This is a genomic window from Pseudomonas sp. B12(2026) (assembly GCF_057767015.1).
Window position 1 is genome coordinate 677630 of the sequence record NZ_CM173430.1, and the last position, 15557, is coordinate 693186.

Here is a 15557-nt window from a genome sequence, read left to right on the forward strand (position 1 = left end):
TCACGACATGAACACCACGTATTACCGCTATTACCGCAACTCCGACTGGCGATTTAGCAGCGCGCTGCGTGCCACCCAACGAGCCTTGCCACGAACACTTAGATAGAGCGCCGAGCGCGGAACGACCACCGCGCCGGCCAAGGATGCCAGTCAGATGAACGCTTCCACCTCCACCCTGATCCGCCCCGAACACGCAGCCACCGCCGAAGTCCTCGACCTGCCGCTGCCCTCCGCCCGCCGCCGCGAACACCCGCTGCCGAGCCCCGCCGAACTGCGCCAGCGCCTGCCGCTGTCCGCCGCCATGGCCCACCGCGTCCGCGAAGGCCGCGATGCGATCCGCGCCGTACTCGATGGCCGCGACCCGCGCCTGCTGGTGGTGATCGGCCCCTGCTCGCTGCACGACCCCGTTTCCGCCCTCGAATACGCCGACCGCCTCGCCGAGCTGGCGCCGCAGGTGAGCGACCAGCTTCTGCTGGTGATGCGCGCCTACGTCGAGAAACCACGCACCACGATCGGCTGGAAAGGCCTGGTCTACGACCCGCGGCTGGACGGCAGCGGCGACATGGCCGGCGGTCTCGAACTGTCGCGCCGGCTGATGCTGGGCATGCTCGAACGCGGCCTGCCGATCGCCACCGAACTGCTGCAACCGCTGGTGGCCGGCTACTTCGACGACCTGCTGGGCTGGGCCGCGATCGGCGCGCGCACCAGTGAATCCCAGGTGCACCGCGAGCTGGTCAGCGGCCTCGACCTGCCGGTGGGCTTCAAGAACGGCACCGACGGCAGCATCGGCATCGCCACCGACGCCATGCGCTCGGCCGCGCACCCGCACCAGCACTTCGGCATCGACGCGCTGGGCCGTCCGTCGCTGGTACAGACCCAGGGCAACCCGGACACCCATCTGGTGCTGCGCGGCGGTCACAGCGGCCCGAACTTCGATGCGGGGAGCGTGCAGCAGATTCGCCAGGGGCTGGAGAAGCTCGGCATCGCGCCGAGCATCATGGTCGACTGCAGCCACGCCAACAGCGGCAAGGACCCGCTGCGCCAGCCGGCGGTGCTGGACAGCGTGCTCGACCAGCGCCTGGCCGGCGACGCTTCGCTGCGCGGCGTGATGCTGGAGAGCCACCTGTTCGACGGCTGCCAGGCGCTTTCGGGCGAGCTGCGTTACGGCGTGTCGATCACCGACGGCTGCCTGGGCTGGAGCGGGACCGAGGCGCTGCTGCTGAACGCCGCCGAGCGCCTGCGCCGAGGCTGAAGGTGACGGCTCTTTTGTAGGAGCGAGCTTGCTCGCGAACATTGCCCCGCAGCGGAGCCTGGTTCGCGAGCAAGCTCGCTCCTACAGGTGTTCCGTCTGATTGCAATGGAAACACCCGTTCGCGGATAAGATCCGCTCCTGCAACTCACAAGGAGGTTGAGTGTGATGGATGAGTATCGGCCGGCGGTGCGAACGGTTTTCGTTGGTTACGCGGCGCTGAGCCTGGCGCTGCCGCTGATGTTGGTCGCGTTACTGTTGTTTGGGCGCCCGCTGGCCAGCGTCTCCGTGCTGGGGCTTGGCGGTCCGTTGCTGATGGTGGCGCTGCGTTGTCTGACGCGCCGGGCTGACGCGGTTCCAGACGTTCTGTCCAAACCATTGTGCCGGGGGCTGTTATTGCTCAGCGTTCTGGTCGCTGGCGGTCTCTGGAGCGTGGCTGGTTTTGCGTACGCAGTGCCTTCGACGCTGGGCGCCTTCATGTTCCTGCTCAGAGAAAACTGGATGTGGCACCTGGCTTCACGCTGGGGCATGTCCCTGTAGGAGCGGACTCCGTCCGCGATACCGTGTAACGGCATCGATCGCGGATGAATCCGCTCCTACGAAAGCGCGAAATCCTTCACTGCTCTTCGCTGTCCACCAGCAGGTTCTCCAGCGTCTCGCGGTATTCCCCCGGGTCCTCCCACAACCCGCGTTGCTGCGCTTCCACCAGGCGTTCGGCGATGTCGCGCAGGGCTTCGGGGTTGTGCTGGCGGATGAATTCGCGGGTGTCGTCGTCCAGCAGGTAGGCGTCGGCCAGCAGGCGGTACTGGTGGTCGTCCACCAGTTCGCTGGTGGCGTCGAAGGCGAACAGGTAGTCCACCGTCGCGGCCAGTTCGAAGGCGCCCTTGTAGCCGTGGCGCTTCATGCCGGCGATCCATTTCGGGTTCACCGCGCGGGCGCGCACCACGCGGCCGAGTTCTTCCTTCAGGGTGCGGATGCGCGGGTTGTCCGGCTGGCTGTGGTCGCCGTGGTAGCTGGAAAGCTGCTGGCCCTGGATGACCTCGGCGGCGGCGAGCATGCCGCCCTGGAACTGGTAGTAGTCGTTGGAATCGAGGATGTCGTGCTCGCGGTTGTCCTGGTTGTGCAGCACCGCCTGCAGGCCGGACAGGCGCTGGGCGAAGCGCTCGCGCGCCGGGGTGCCGTCGTCGCCGGCGCCGTAGGCGTAGCCGCCCCAGTTCAGGTAGGCCTCGGCGAGGTCGGCGCGGCTGTCCCACTGGCGCGATTCGATCACGCCTTGCACGCCCGCTCCGTAGGCGCCGGGCTGGGCGCCGAAGATGCGCCAGCCGGCCTGGCGGCGGGCTTCGTCGATCTCCAGTCCTTCATTCATAAGGCGTGCCTGATCGGCGCGCACGCGGGCGGCCAGCGGGTTCAGGTCGTCCGGCTCGTCCAGCGCGGCGACGGCCTGCACGGCGGCATCGAACAGGCGGATCAGGTTGGCGAAGGCGTCGCGGAAAAAGCCGGAAACCCGCAGCGTCACGTCCACCCGCGGACGGTCGAGCAGGCTGATCGGCAGTACCTCGAAATCCTCCACGCGCTGGCTGCCGGCCTGCCACACCGGGCGCACGCCGAGCAGCGCGAGGGCCTGGGCGATGTCGTCGCCGCCGGTGCGCATGGTCGCGGTGCCCCACACCGACAGGCCGAGCTGGCGCAGGTGGTCGCCGTGGTCCTGCAGGTGGCGTTCGAGCAGGCGGCTGGCGGACTGGAAGCCGAGGCGGAACGCGGTGGGCGTGGGCAGGTTGCGCACGTCGACGGTGAAGAAGTTGCGCCCGGTGGGCAGCACGTCGACCCGCCCGCGACTGGGCGCGCCACTGGGGCCGGGCGGGACGAAACGACCATCGAGGCCGGCGAGCAGGTGGCCGATTTCGCTGGCGCCGCAGGCGTCGAGCGTCGGCGCGATCTGCCCGTGCAACTGGGCGAGCACCGCCGCGCTGGCGCTTCCGGGGGCACTGGCTGAACCGTCGATCAGGCGCAGGGCGAGCAGCTCCAGACGCTCGCGGGTGTCGCCGTTGCTGCGCCAGGGTTCGTCGCTCACGGCGAGCAGCACATCGGGGCGCGGACCTTCCCAGGCTTGCGCGAAGGCTTCGTCCAGCGGATCGCGGCCCAGCTGCAGATCTTCGCTCAGCGCGCGCAGCAGGCTGGCGTTGCCGCCGCGCCCGTCGCCGCGCGGGATGCGCACCAGCGACAGCAGCGTGTCGCGGCGCAGCTCGCCCACGGGCGACTCGCCGAACACGTGCAGGCCATCGCGGATCTGCGATTCCTTGAGGTCGCAGAGGTAGGCGTCCAGCTGCGGCAGCCAGCTTTCCGGATCGTCGCTCAGCTGCAAGCCCAGCTCGCGGTCCAGCGCGGTTTCGCGCACCAGCACGAGGATGTCGCCGCGCAGTTCATTGGCGCGGCGCGGGTCGAGCAGGGAGGCGTCGTAGTACTCGTCGGCCAGGCGTTCGAGGTCGCGCAGCGGGCCGTAGTTTTCCGCGCGGGTCAGCGGCGGCATCAGATGGTCGATGATCACCGCCTGGGCGCGGCGCTTGGCCTGGGCGCCTTCGCCGGGGTCGTTGACGATGAACGGGTAGAGGTTCGGCAGCGGGCCGAGGATCGCGTCCGGCCAGCACTCCTCGGAGAGCCCGACGCCCTTGCCCGGCAGCCATTCCAGGTTGCCGTGCTTGCCGACGTGGACCACCGCGTCGGCGCCGAACACCTCGCGCAGCCAGAAGTAGAAGGCGAGGTAGCCGTGGGGCGGCACCAGCGAGGGATCGTGGTAGATCGCCGCGGCGTCGAGCTGGTAGCCGCGCGCCGGCTGGATGCCGACGAAGCCGAGGCCGAAGCGCAGGCCGGCGACCATCATGCGGCCGCTGCGGAACATCGGGTCCTGCTGCGGTTCGCCCCAGCGTTCGCGCACGGCCTGCTGGTTGGCTTCGGGCAGGCGCGCGAAGCAGGCGAGGTAGTCGTCCAGTGCCAGGCTCTGCGCGCAGGGGCGCAGGTCGAGGCTGTCCAGGTCGTTGCTGACGCCGCCGAGCAACTGCTGGATCAGCGCCGTGCCGGAGTCGGGCAGGCCGGCGACCGGGTAACCCTGGGCCTCCAGCGCGCGGAGGATGTTCAGCGCGGCGGCCGGCGTATCCAGGCCGACACCGTTGCCGATGCGCCCGTCGCGGGTCGGGTAGTTCGCCAGGATCAGCGCCACGCGCTTGTCGGCGTTGGCCTTGCGTGCCAGCAGCATCCAGCGCCGCGCCAGTTCGGCGATGAAGTCCATGCCCGGCAGGTGCGGCAGGTAGCAGACCACGTCGCTCTGGCTGCGCTCGCTGCGCCAGGCCAGGCCCTTGAAGCTGATCGGCCGGGTGATGATGCGGCCGTCCAGTTCCGGCAGCGCGATGTGCATGGCCAGGTCGCGCGGGCCCAGGCCCTGCGGGTTGGCGCGCCAGAGGTCGAAGTTGTCCAGCGAGCAGATGGCTTGCAGCACCGGCACGTCGCGTCTGAACGGCCGCTCCTGCGGCGCTTCCGGGTTGGACTGGGCGAAGCCGGTGGTGTTAATGATCAGCTCGGCGTCGGCGGCCTCCAGCAGGTTTTCCACCGCGTCCAGGCAGGCGGCTTCCTTGAGGCTAGCCACGGCGATGGGCAGCGGGTTGATGCCCTGGAGCCGGAGGCGTTCGCAGAAGGTGTCGATGAAGCCGGTGTTCGCCGCCTGCAGGTGCGTGCGGTAGAGCAGCAGCGCGGCGACGGGCCAGTCCGCGTTCCAGTCGGCCTGCCAGCGGGCGAGGTCGCAGCTGCCGGCTTGTGGGTGATGGAGCGCCACGCGCGGCAGCGTCTGCGGTTCGCTCCAGGCATAGTCGCGTTGCAGGTGGCGGTTGGCGAGGCAGGCGAAGAACTGCCGGGCGTTGCCCATGCCGCCCTGGCGCAGGTACTGCCAGAGCCGTTCGGCGTCCGCTGGCGGGACGTTGCTCAGGGCGGTGAGTTCGGGGTCGGGCTTGTCGTCACCGGGCACCGCGATCAGCGTGGCGCCGCGCTCGGCCAGCGCCGCCAGTTGCTCCATGCCGTAGCGCCAGTAGCCGACGCCGCCGTGCACCGAGATCAGGATGACCCTGGCGTGCCGCAGCACCTCGTCGACGTAGAGGTCCACCGAGGCGTGGTTCTGCAACTGCATGGGATTGGCCAGGCGCAGGCTCGGGTAGTCCGCCGGCAGCCCGCGGGCGGCCTCGGCGAGCAGCGCGAGGTGCGAGTCGCCGCTGCAGAGGATCACCAGCTCGGCGGGCGTCTGGGCCAGGTGGGCGATGCCGTCGTCGGGGACGAAGCCGCCGGGTTGGGTGCGCAGCAGGTGCATGGGTTTGCTCGGTAGTGGCTCTTCGTAGGAGCGAGCTTGCTCGCGAACCAAACCCCGCTGCGGGGCCGTTCGCGAGCAAGCTCGCTCCTGCAGGGGATTGGCATGGTCGTAGGATGGGTGGAGCCTGCGATGCCCATCATCGGTGGTGGCTATCGCTGCGCTCCACGCCACCCTACGCAATCACGCCAGGGCGGTGCGCAGCGCGTTGGCGATGGCGGCCTGGTCCAGCTCCTGGCCGATCACCACCAGGCGCGTGGCGCGGGTTTCGTCGCCGCGCCAGGCGCGGTCGAAATGCTTGTCGAAGCGCTTGCCGACGCCCTGCACCAGCAGGCGCATGGGCTTGCCGGGGATGGCCACGAAGCCCTTGATGCGCAGGATGGCGTGGCGCTCGACCAGCGCGTTCAGCGTGTCGAGCAGGGCGCGTTCTTCCACTTCCGGCAGGTCGACGTGGAAGGAGTCGAACTCGTCGTGATCGTGGTCTTCGTGCCCTTCATGGTCGTGGTGGGTCGGGCGGCTGTCGATGTGCAGCTCGGCCTCGGCGTTCAGCCCCAGCAGCACGGAAAGCGGCAGCTGGCCGGCGCTGGCCTCGACGATCTTCACCGCCGGCGGCAGCTCCTCGGCGACCTCGGCGCGCACCCGGGCCAGCGCCTCGGCGTCGAGCAGGTCGGCCTTGTTCAGCACCACCAGGTCGGCGCTGGCCAACTGGTCTTCGAAGAGTTCGTGCAGCGGCGATTCGTGGTCGAGGTTCGGGTCCTGCTGGCGCTGCTGGTCGACCTGCTCGGGATGGGCGGCGAAGGTGCCGGCGGCCACGGCCGGGCTGTCGACCACGGTGATCACCGCATCGACGGTGCAGGCGTTGCGGATTTCCGGCCACTGGAAGGCCTGCACCAGCGGCTTGGGCAGGGCCAGGCCGGAGGTCTCGACGAGGATCTGGTCGAGGTCGCCGCGGCGCGCCACCAGCTCGCGCATCACCGGGAAGAACTCTTCCTGCACGGTGCAGCACAGGCAGCCGTTGGCCAGCTCGAAGACGCGGCCGGCGGCTTCTTCCTCGCTGCAACCGATGGCGCACTGCTTGAGGATGTCGCCGTCGATGCCCAGCTCGCCGAATTCGTTGACGATCACCGCGATGCGGCGGCCTTGCGCATTGTCGAGCATGTGGCGGAGCAGGGTGGTCTTACCGGCGCCGAGGAAGCCGGTGACGATGGTGACGGGGAGTTTGGCCAGGGTTTTCATGCGCGCCTCGCAAGCGGAAGTTGGAAGGCGGATGAAGGGCGCGCGCGCGGGTTCGCCGCGCAACGAAGGTCGCCACCGGATCACCCCGCCCGGTTGTCGTGTAGAGAACAAACCGGTTCCGGATCTCGCGAGCTAGAGCAGAACAAGGCAAAAAGCGGCGAGAGAGCGGAGTTTGCTTTAGCAAATGAGCATCTCGAGCCGATTTTTAACGCCGTTATGCCGACGCGCAGCAGATCGAAAACCAGTCACGAGGCAGGTCTCCTGGCTCACAGCCGCTTGTTATCCCTTCGCCTTCCCGCCCGAATCGGCAGTGGCACATGAAGAGACAGGCTGTTCACAGTTGCGGGGGCAGCCGTGGCGCATCCGAAGATTTCCACGTTCCCTCTTAGCTCCGGCCAGCGCCGGAGAACCTCGAAGCCCAGAAGGCTACGCAGCGCAGGCCAGGCGGTCAATCGCCGGGGATCGGTTGACGCCTGCCGGCCGCCGTGGTCAGCTAGCGCGGTTTCAGGTGTCTCGCGCCGACGTGCGCGAGGTGAAACGGGAAGCCGGTGCGTCCGCAAGGACCAGTCCGGCGCTGCCCCCGCAACGGTAAGCGCATCGAGGGTCGTCAGTAGCCACTGTGCCAAGGCATGGGAAGGCTGACCCGCCCGGCCGGAGTTTCCGGTTGGCGTCGCAAGCCCGGAGACCGGCCTGGAATCCTTCGTTTTTGGCAAACCCGCGGTGGGCGGGCGCAGGCCGTGGCGCGACCGGTTCCGGCGCGTTCGAATGCGTTCAACCTCTGCGTTCTCTACTCAGCTTTCAGAGGGAACGTTCATGTCCAGCAGCACCCTGACGCACGCGTCGAGCACTTCCATCCCCCTTTCCAAGCGCATCGCCCTGGCCGTCGGCGCCAGCCTGCTCGGTGCGTTGCTGGTGTACTTCGCCGGCTTCTCGCACCTGGAGGCGGTGCACAACGCCGCGCATGACACTCGCCATAGCGCCGGCTTCCCCTGCCACTGATGCGGCCCTGAATCCAATCGGCTGCGCGTCGGCCGGCTGAATTGAAGCGTCCCTGACTGCCCGTTCGAGGCGGTCGCGGCGTCGCTTCGCCTGCCCCGTGCGGCCCGAGAGTGCGGAGAAGAAAAATGATCAAACGTATCGCCCGGACCGCCGGGTTCGCCGGCCTGATCGCGGCGCTGGTGCTGACCGTGGTCCAGTTGCTGTGGGTGTCCCCGCTGATCCTCAAGGCGGAGACCTACGAGCAGGCCGAACCCGTGGCCGAGCACAGCCACGAGCACGCCGAAGGCGCCGCCGCCGGCCACCACCACGACACGCAGGCCTGGGAGCCGGAAGACGGCTGGCAGCGCATCCTCTCCACCACCGGCGGCAACCTGGTGGTCGCGGTGGGCTTCGCCCTGATGCTGGCCGGCCTGTTCACCCTGCGCGAGCCGGGCAGGACCTCCGAGGGCCTGCTCTGGGGCCTCGCCGGTTTCGCCGTGTTCACCCTGGCGCCATCCCTCGGCCTGCCGCCGGAAGTGCCCGGCACCGCCGCCGCCGACCTGGGCCTGCGGCAGGGCTGGTGGATCGGCACCGCCGCCGCCACCGCCGCCGGCCTCGCGCTGCTGGTGTTCAGCCGCGCCTGGCTGCTGCGCGGCGTGGGCCTGGCGCTGCTGGTGGTGCCGCACCTGGTCGGCGCGCCGCAGCCGGAGGTGCATGCCAGCCTCGCGCCGGAAAGCCTCGCCCGGGAGTTCGTCGTCGCCTCGCTGCTCACCAACGCGGTGTTCTGGGCGGCCCTGGGCGTCGTGTCCGTCTGGTTGTTCCGCCGCTTCGCACCGTCGGCCTGATTCCGGCGCTATGCTCCACCCCGCAGCCGGCCCTGCCGCCTGCGGGGTTTTCATTTTCAGAGGCCATTTCAGGAGACTGATCATGACGCTGGTTGCCGGCCTCGGTTGCCGCCGGGGCTGCCCGCTCGATGAATTGCGCGCGCTGCTACGGGACACCCTGGCGGAAGCCGGGCTCGACGAGTCGAATCTCACCGCGCTGGCCAGCGCCACGCTGAAGGCCGACGAAGAAGGGCTGAGCGCCCTGGCCGCCGCGCTGGACCTGCCGCTGGCGCTGTTCACCCCGCAACAGCTGGCGGCCTGCGAGAAGCGCCTCGGCGAGCCATCGGAGGCGGTGCGCACGGCCACCGGCAGCGCCAGCGTCGCCGAAGCCGCGGCGCTGCTGCAGGCCGAAGCCCAGGGCGGCGCGCCAGCGCGGCTGCTGGTGGGCAAGCGCCGCAGCGACCAGGCTACCTGCGCGCTGGCCTTCATCCCCGATGCACCCGAACAGGAACAGCCATGACGGTCTACTTCATCGGCGCCGGCCCCGGCGATCCGGAGCTCATCACGGTCAAGGGCCAGCGGCTTATCCGTGCCTGTCCGGTGATCCTCTACGCCGGCTCGCTGGTGCCGCCGGCGGTGCTGGAAGGGCACAGCGCCGAACGCGTGGTGAACACCGCCGAGCTGCATCTGGACGAGATCGTCGCGCTGCTGGCGCAGGCCCACGCCGAGGGCCGGGACGTGGCGCGGGTGCACTCCGGCGACCCGTCGCTGTACGGCGCCATCGGCGAGCAGATCCGCCACCTGCGCGAACGCGGCATTCCCTACGAGATCGTGCCCGGCGTCACCGCCACCTCGGCCTGCGCGGCGATCCTCGGTTGCGAACTGACCCTGCCGGATATTTCCCAGACGCTGATCCTGACCCGCTACGCAAGCCGGACGCGGATGCCCGAGGGCGAGTCCCTCGCCGAGCTGGCGCAGCACCGCGCCACCCTGGCGATCCACCTGGGCGTCGGCCAGCTGGCGTCGATCGTCGCCGAGCTGCTGCCGCATTACGGCGCCGACTGCCCGGTCGCGGTGATCCACCGCGCCAGCTGGCCGGACCAGGACCAGGTCACCGGCACCCTCGGCGACATCCTGCCCAAGGCCGCCGCCAAGGGCTTCCGCCGCACGGCGCTGATCCTGGTGGGCAAGGTGCTGGGCGCGGAGGGTTTCGCCGATTCGTCGCTGTACAGCGCGGGGCATGCGCACCTGTATCGCCCGTGAGGCGCCGGGGATGGCGCGAGGCCCGCTTTTGTAGGAGCGGATCTTATCCGCGATCACCGCGATAGCGGTGCAAACCCTGGGCGCCGGCCTTTCGGCCGGATCGCGGATGAGATCCGCTCCTACGAAGGGCCGCCACGGCGCTCGGGGCTACAGCGAGTGGATGATTCGCCCGAGGGTTTCCATGGCCTGTTCGCTGCGCGCCGTCCACGGGTGGCCGTAGTTCAGCCGCAGGCAATGGCCGAAGCGCCGCGTGGCGGAGAAGATCGGCCCCGGCGCCAGGCTGATGCCCTGGGCCAGGGCGAGCTGGAACAGCTTGAGCGCGTCGATGTGCTCGGGCAGCTCCAGCCACAGGAAGTAGCCGCCGCTGGGCCGGGTGACGCGGGTGGCGGCGGGGAAGTGCCGGGCCACGGCGGCGAGCATGGCGTGCTGCTGGCTTTCCAGGGCGTGGCGCAGCTTGCGCAGGTGGCGGTCGTAGCCGCCGTGCTGCAGGTAGTCGGCGATGGCCGCCTGGGCCGGCACCGAGGCCGACAGGCTGGTCATCAGCTTGAGCCGCTCGATCTGCTCGGCGTAGCGCCCGCCGGCCACCCAGCCGACCCGGTAGCCCGGCGCCAGGTTCTTGGAGAAGGAGCTGCAGTGCATCACCAGCCCCTCGCTGTCGAAGGCCTTCACCGGCTTCGGCGCCTGGGCGGCGAAGTACAGCTCGGCGTAGACGTCGTCCTCGATCAGCGGCACCTGGTGCCGGGCCAGCAGGGCGGCGAGGGCGCGCTTCTTGTCCTCGGCCATGCTCGCGCCCAGCGGGTTCTGGAAGTTGCTCATGAACCAGCAGGCCTTGATCGGCAGGCGCGCCAGGCTGTCGGCGAGCACGTCGAGGTCGATGCCCTCGCGCGGGTGCACGGGGATTTCCACCGCCTTCAGTTTCAGCCGCTCCAGCACCTGCAGGCTGGCGTAGAAGGCCGGCGCCTCGATGGCCACCAGGTCGCCCGGACGGGTCACCACCTGCAGGCACAGGTTCAGCGCTTCCAGCGCGCCGTTGGTGACCACCAGTTCCTCCACCGGCAGCGGCATGCCGCCGACCATGTAGCGCAGGGCGATCTGCCGACGCAGCGCGTGGCTGCCGGGGGCGAGGTCGGCCACCACCGAGCGTGGGTCCATGTCGCGCACGGCGTGGGCCATGGAGCGCGCCAGGCGCGGCAGGGGGAACAGCTCCGGGGCCGGGAAGGCCGAGCCGAAGGGCACGGTGTCCGGGTCCTTGATCGAGCTGAGCACCGAGAACACCAGTTCGCTGACATCCACCTCGGTGGTCTGCGCGTCGTGGCGGGCTATCTCCGGCTCGGCCAGGGCGCGCTGCACGTGCTCGCGGACGAAGTAGCCGGAGCGCGCACGGGCGACGATCAGCCCGCGGTCCTCCAGCAGGTAATAGGCCTGGAACACCGTGGAAGCGCTGACCCCGTAGGTGCGGCTGGCGTGCCGCACCGAGGGGACTTTCTGCCCGGGGGCGAGCACGCCGCTGCGGATCAGGCCGGCGATCTCGTCGGCGAACTTCTCATAGCGCTTCATCTTGTCCTGGGGAGTGGGAGCGTCCGCCCACTCTAGGCGCTGCGGCGCCGCCACGCCAAGCTCGCGCGCCATGCTCAGCGCCCCGGCGAGACGAAGGTGCTGGCGGCGTCGATCGCCTCATTGCCGTCGCTGACCCTGAAGTGCAGCGGCACCGATCCGGCGGCGCCGCTCTGCGCCAGGCTCGCCACCGAGACGGCGAAGTCGCGGATCTCGCCCGGTTGCAGCAGCAGCTCCGGCACGCCCTGCAGGCGGTAGCCGGCGCCGTCGGCGAGGCTCAGTTGGTAGTGCTGCGGCTGCTGGGTCTTGTTGATCAGCTTGAGGTTGTAGATGTTCTCGATCTCGCCGGCGGCGTTCTCGCGGAACAGGCCGCGGTCGCGGGCCACGTCGAGGTTGATCAGCGGCCGCGCCTGCAGCGCCCAGACGAAGGCGCCGATCATCGCCAGCAGCACCGCCGCGTAGCCGATCAGGCGCGGGCGCAGCAGCCGGGTCTTGCCGCCTTCCAGCGCGCGCTCGGAGGTGTAGCGCACCAGGCCCTGGTCGTAGCCCATCTTGTCCATCACCGAGTCGCAGGCGTCGATGCAGGCGGCGCAGCCGATGCAGGCGATCTGCAGGCCGTCGCGGATGTCGATGCCGGTGGGGCAGACCTGCACGCACTGGAAGCAGTCGATGCAGTCGCCCAGGCCGAGGGCCTTGGGATCGGCGTCCTTGCGGCGCGCGCCACGGGATTCGCCGCGCGCCGCGTCGTAGGAAATGATCAGGGTGTCCTTGTCGAACATCACGCTCTGGAAGCGCGAGTAGGGGCACATGTGGATGCACACCTGCTCGCGCAGCCAGCCGGCGTTGGCGTAGGTGGCGGCGGCGAAGAAGGCGACCCAGAAGGTGCTTTCCAGGTCCAGGCGCAAGCTCAGCAGGTCCGCCACCAGCGGCCGCACCGGGGTGAAGTAGCCGATGAAGGTGACCGCCGTGACCAGGCTGATCAGCAGCCAGAGCCCGTGCTTGGCGCCCTTGCGCAGGAACTTCTCGGCGCTGGCCGGGGCCTTGTCCAGCTTCATGCGCTGGTTGCGGTCGCCCTCGGTGACCTGCTCGGCCCACATGAAGATCCAGGTCCACACGCTCTGCGGGCAGGTGTAGCCGCACCAGACGCGGCCGGCGAACACGGTGATGAAGAACAGGCCGAAGGCGGCGATGATCAGGATCGCCGAGAGCAGGATGAAATCCTGCGGCCAGAAGGTCGCGCCGAAGATGTAGAACTTGCGCTCGGGCAGGTCCCAGAGCACCGCCTGGCGGCCGTTCCACTGCAGCCAGAGGGTGCCGAAGAACAGCAGGAACAGCAGCGCGCCGCCGAGCCTGCGCAGGTCGCGGAAACGCCCGGCGAAGCGCTTGGTGTAGACCGTCGGGGTGACCGCCGACAGCGGTTTCGGGGGCGGGGTGAAGCGTTGCGGGGCGTCGATCTCGACGATCTTCGCGGGGATTCTTTCGCTCATTGTCGTGGCCCATCAGGCAAAAGAGGCGCCGCGACTGTACGAACCGTCCTGCACCCGAAACAGATTCAGGTCTGCCGGAAAAAACCATATCAGATGGCGCGGAATGCGCCGCCCCGCGCTGCCACAGGGCTGGCGCGCTGCGCGGCGGGGCGGCTGATCGGGCATGTTGCGGCAACCGGTCGCAGGCCGGCGGGGCAGGGGCGGGGCGCATCTGATCCGGTTTTTCCCGCGCGATCTGCCGCTGTTTTGCACAGCAGGCGCCGGCCATAGTGCGGCCATCCCTGAAGTGGCGTGCCCGACGACAGAAGCAGGCCGCCACGCAACGCTCCGAAGGTGGCCTGGCGATGTACCGATACGATGATTACGACCGCGCGCTGGTGCGCGAACGGGTGGCGCAGTTCCGCGACCAGGTGCGGCGGCGCCTGAGCGACGAGCTGAGCGAGGAAGAGTTCCTGCCGCTGCGCCTGCAGAACGGCCTGTACCTGCAGAAGCACGCCTACATGCTGCGCGTGGCGATCCCCTACGGCACCCTCTCCAGCGAACAGATGCGCACCCTGGCCTGGATCGCCCGCGAGCACGACCGCGGCTACGGCCACTTCACCACGCGGCAGAACATCCAGTTCAACTGGGTGGAGCTGGCGCGGGTGCCGGACATCCTCGAGCGCCTCGCCGAGGTCGAGATGCACGCCATCCAGACTTCCGGCAACTGCGTGCGCAACATCACCACCGAGGCCTTCGCCGGGGTCGCCGCCGACGAATTCCTCGACCCGCGCCCGCTGGCGGAAATCCTCCGCCAGTGGTCGACGGTGAACCCCGAATTCCTCTTCCTGCCGCGCAAGTTCAAGATCGCCCTCTGCGCCGCCGAGGAAGACCGCGCGGCGGTGATGATGCACGACATCGGCCTCTACCTGCGCAGTGCCGAAGACGGCGAGCTGCGCCTGAAGGTGCTGGTGGGCGGCGGCCTGGGGCGCACGCCGATGCTCGGCCAGGTGATCCGCGACGAGCTGCCCTGGCAGCACCTGCTGTCCTACGTCGAGGCCATCCTGCGCGTGTACAACCGCCACGGCCGGCGCGACAACAAGTACAAGGCGCGGATCAAGATCCTGGTGAAGGCGCTGGGCATCGAGGCGTTCGCCCGCGAGGTGGAGGAGGAGTGGCAGCACCTGCGCGACGGCGAGGCGCAGCTGACGCTCGACGAATACGAACGCGTGGCCGCCGCCTTCGAGCCGCCGGTCTATGCGCCGGCCGATGAGCTGGCCTACGGCAGCGCGCTGGCCGCCGATGCCGGCTTTGCCCGCTGGGTCTCGCGCAACGTGCGCCCGCACCGCGTGCCGGGTTACGCCAGCGTCGTGCTGTCCACCAAGCCGGGCGCCGAGGCGCCGCCGGGGGACGTCACCGCCGCGCAGATGGAGCGCGTCGCCGACTGGGCCGAGCGCTTCGGCTTCGGCGAAATCCGCGTTGCCCACGAGCAGAACCTGGTGCTGCCGGACGTGCGCAAGTCCGACCTCCACGCGCTCTGGCGCGAGGCGTGCGACGCCGGGCTGGGCACGCCGAACCAGGGCCTGCTGACCGACATCATCGCCTGCCCCGGCGGCGACTTCTGCGCGCTGGCCAACGCCAAGTCGATCCCCATCGCCCAGGGTATCCAGCAGCGTTTCGAGGACCTCGACTACCTGCACGACCTCGGCGACCTGAGCCTGAACATCTCCGGCTGCATGAACGCCTGCGGCCACCACCACATCGGCAACATCGGCATCCTCGGCGTCGACAAGAACGGTAGCGAGTGGTACCAGGTCACCCTCGGCGGCGCCCAGGGCACGCGCAGCACGCTGGGCAAGGTGATCGGCCCGTCGTTCAGCGCCGCCGAAGTGCCGGACGTGATCGAAGCGCTGGTGCGCACCTACGTGGAACAGCGCGGCGCCGGCGAGCGCTTCGTCGAGACGGTCGAACGCATCGGCCTGGAGCCGTTCAAGGCGCGGGTCTACCGCCAGGCGGAGGTGTCGGCATGAAGAACCTGATCCGCTTGCGGGACGGCGTTGCCGAGCTGGCGCCGAACGATCCCTGGATGCTACTGCGCGAAGTGCCGGAGGAATTGCCCGAAGGCAATCTGATCCTGCCGCTGGAAACGTGGTTGAGCGCCACGCCCTGTAGGAGCGAGCTTGCTCGCGAACAGGATTCACCTCAAACACCGGCGCTGGGCGATTCGCGAGCAAGCTCGCTCCTACAACAAAAGCATGGCGTCTGGCTGTCCCCGGAGGACGATCCCGGGGACCTCGTCTGGCGCCTGAAGGAGCCGGCGCTGATCGCCATCGACTTCCCCAGCTTCCGCGACGGCCGCGGCTACAGCCTGGCCTACCTGCTGCGCAGCCGCCTGGGCTGGCGCGGCGAGCTGCGCGCGGTGGGCGACGTGCTGCGCGACCAGCTGGCGCACATGCGCCAGTGCGGTTTCGACGCCTTCGCCGTGCGCGAGGACAAGTCGGTGGACGACGCGCTCAAGGGCCTGGCCGGCCTGAGCGTGCTCTACGGCCGCTCGGTGATCGAGCCGCGCCCGCTGTTCCGCCGCCGCTCCTGAGGCCCCTTGGCCGCCGGCGGCCGGGGCCGCGGCGGGTCGGCCACGCTTG

General features: G+C 69.5%; 12 protein-coding genes and 2 riboswitches. Of the genes, 8 read left to right on the forward strand and 4 right to left on the reverse strand.

Features of this window, described 5'->3' with window-relative positions:
- Window positions 1-154 precede the first annotated feature (154 nt).
- Both AC3B6A_RS03230 and AC3B6A_RS03235 read left to right on the forward strand, forming a co-directional pair.
- Entirely contained in the window at window positions 155-1252 is a 1098-nt protein-coding gene (locus tag AC3B6A_RS03230) for a 3-deoxy-7-phosphoheptulonate synthase (RefSeq protein WP_488400874.1), read from the forward strand.
- Window positions 1253-1417: 165 nt separating this feature from the next.
- Window positions 1418-1789: a hypothetical protein gene (locus tag AC3B6A_RS03235; protein ID WP_488400875.1), complete on the forward strand. Its 372-nt coding sequence runs from the start codon at window positions 1418-1420 to the stop codon at window positions 1787-1789.
- 76 nt (window positions 1790-1865) lie between these two features.
- Here AC3B6A_RS03235 and cobN read toward each other — a convergent pair whose 3' ends face one another.
- Window positions 1866-5597, reverse strand: coding sequence for a cobaltochelatase subunit CobN (cobN, locus tag AC3B6A_RS03240; RefSeq protein ID WP_488400876.1), 3732 nt, complete (start codon window positions 5595-5597; stop codon window positions 1866-1868).
- Between the two features lie 180 nt (window positions 5598-5777).
- On the reverse strand, window positions 5778-6830 hold the full coding sequence (gene cobW / locus AC3B6A_RS03245; RefSeq protein WP_488400877.1) for a cobalamin biosynthesis protein CobW: 1053 nt from the start codon (window positions 6828-6830) through the stop codon (window positions 5778-5780).
- A gap of 234 nt (window positions 6831-7064) precedes the next feature.
- Window positions 7065-7259: riboswitch (cobalamin riboswitch) on the reverse strand.
- A gap of 60 nt (window positions 7260-7319) precedes the next feature.
- Window positions 7320-7538, forward strand: a riboswitch (cobalamin riboswitch).
- A 105-nt stretch (window positions 7539-7643) separates the two neighbouring features.
- On the opposite strand from cobW, the gene AC3B6A_RS03250 reads away from it, so the two are divergent.
- The 4 genes from AC3B6A_RS03250 (at window position 7644) to cobM (ending at window position 9895) form a co-directional block, all read left to right on the forward strand.
- The gene (locus AC3B6A_RS03250; protein WP_488400878.1) at window positions 7644-7829 is read left to right on the forward strand and encodes a CbtB domain-containing protein; all 186 of its coding nucleotides are present in this window, start codon (window positions 7644-7646) and stop codon (window positions 7827-7829) included.
- Window positions 7830-7954: 125 nt separating this feature from the next.
- Window positions 7955-8653, forward strand: coding sequence for a CbtA family protein (locus tag AC3B6A_RS03255; protein ID WP_488400879.1), 699 nt, complete (start codon window positions 7955-7957; stop codon window positions 8651-8653).
- An 82-nt stretch (window positions 8654-8735) separates the two neighbouring features.
- A complete protein-coding gene (locus AC3B6A_RS03260; protein WP_488400880.1) occupies window positions 8736-9152 on the forward strand; it encodes a cobalamin biosynthesis protein in 417 nt (138 codons plus the stop codon).
- Window positions 9149-9895: a precorrin-4 C(11)-methyltransferase gene (cobM, locus tag AC3B6A_RS03265; RefSeq protein WP_488400881.1), complete on the forward strand. Its 747-nt coding sequence runs from the start codon at window positions 9149-9151 to the stop codon at window positions 9893-9895. The genes AC3B6A_RS03260 and cobM overlap by 4 nt, the downstream gene beginning before the upstream one ends.
- Window positions 9896-10042: 147 nt before the next feature.
- Here the strand turns inward: cobM and mapR are convergent, their stop codons facing one another.
- Window positions 10043-11452 carry a GntR family transcriptional regulator MpaR gene (mapR, locus tag AC3B6A_RS03270; RefSeq protein WP_488403493.1) on the reverse strand — a complete coding sequence of 470 codons (1410 nt, stop codon included), beginning with the start codon at window positions 11450-11452 and terminating at the stop codon, window positions 10043-10045.
- Between the two features lie 74 nt (window positions 11453-11526).
- Window positions 11527-12936 (reverse strand): cytochrome c oxidase accessory protein CcoG, encoded by a 1410-nt coding sequence (ccoG, locus tag AC3B6A_RS03275; protein ID WP_488400882.1) that lies wholly within the window; start codon window positions 12934-12936, stop codon window positions 11527-11529.
- 344 nt (window positions 12937-13280) lie between these two features.
- On the opposite strand from ccoG, the gene nirA reads away from it, so the two are divergent.
- Both nirA and AC3B6A_RS03285 read left to right on the forward strand, forming a co-directional pair.
- Window positions 13281-14945: a nitrite reductase NirA gene (gene nirA, locus AC3B6A_RS03280; RefSeq protein WP_488400883.1), complete on the forward strand. Its 1665-nt coding sequence runs from the start codon at window positions 13281-13283 to the stop codon at window positions 14943-14945.
- Complete coding sequence (locus tag AC3B6A_RS03285) at window positions 14942-15508, forward strand: DUF934 domain-containing protein (RefSeq protein WP_488400884.1); 567 nt, start codon at window positions 14942-14944, stop codon at window positions 15506-15508. The genes nirA and AC3B6A_RS03285 overlap by 4 nt, the downstream gene beginning before the upstream one ends.
- Window positions 15509-15557 lie beyond the last annotated feature (49 nt).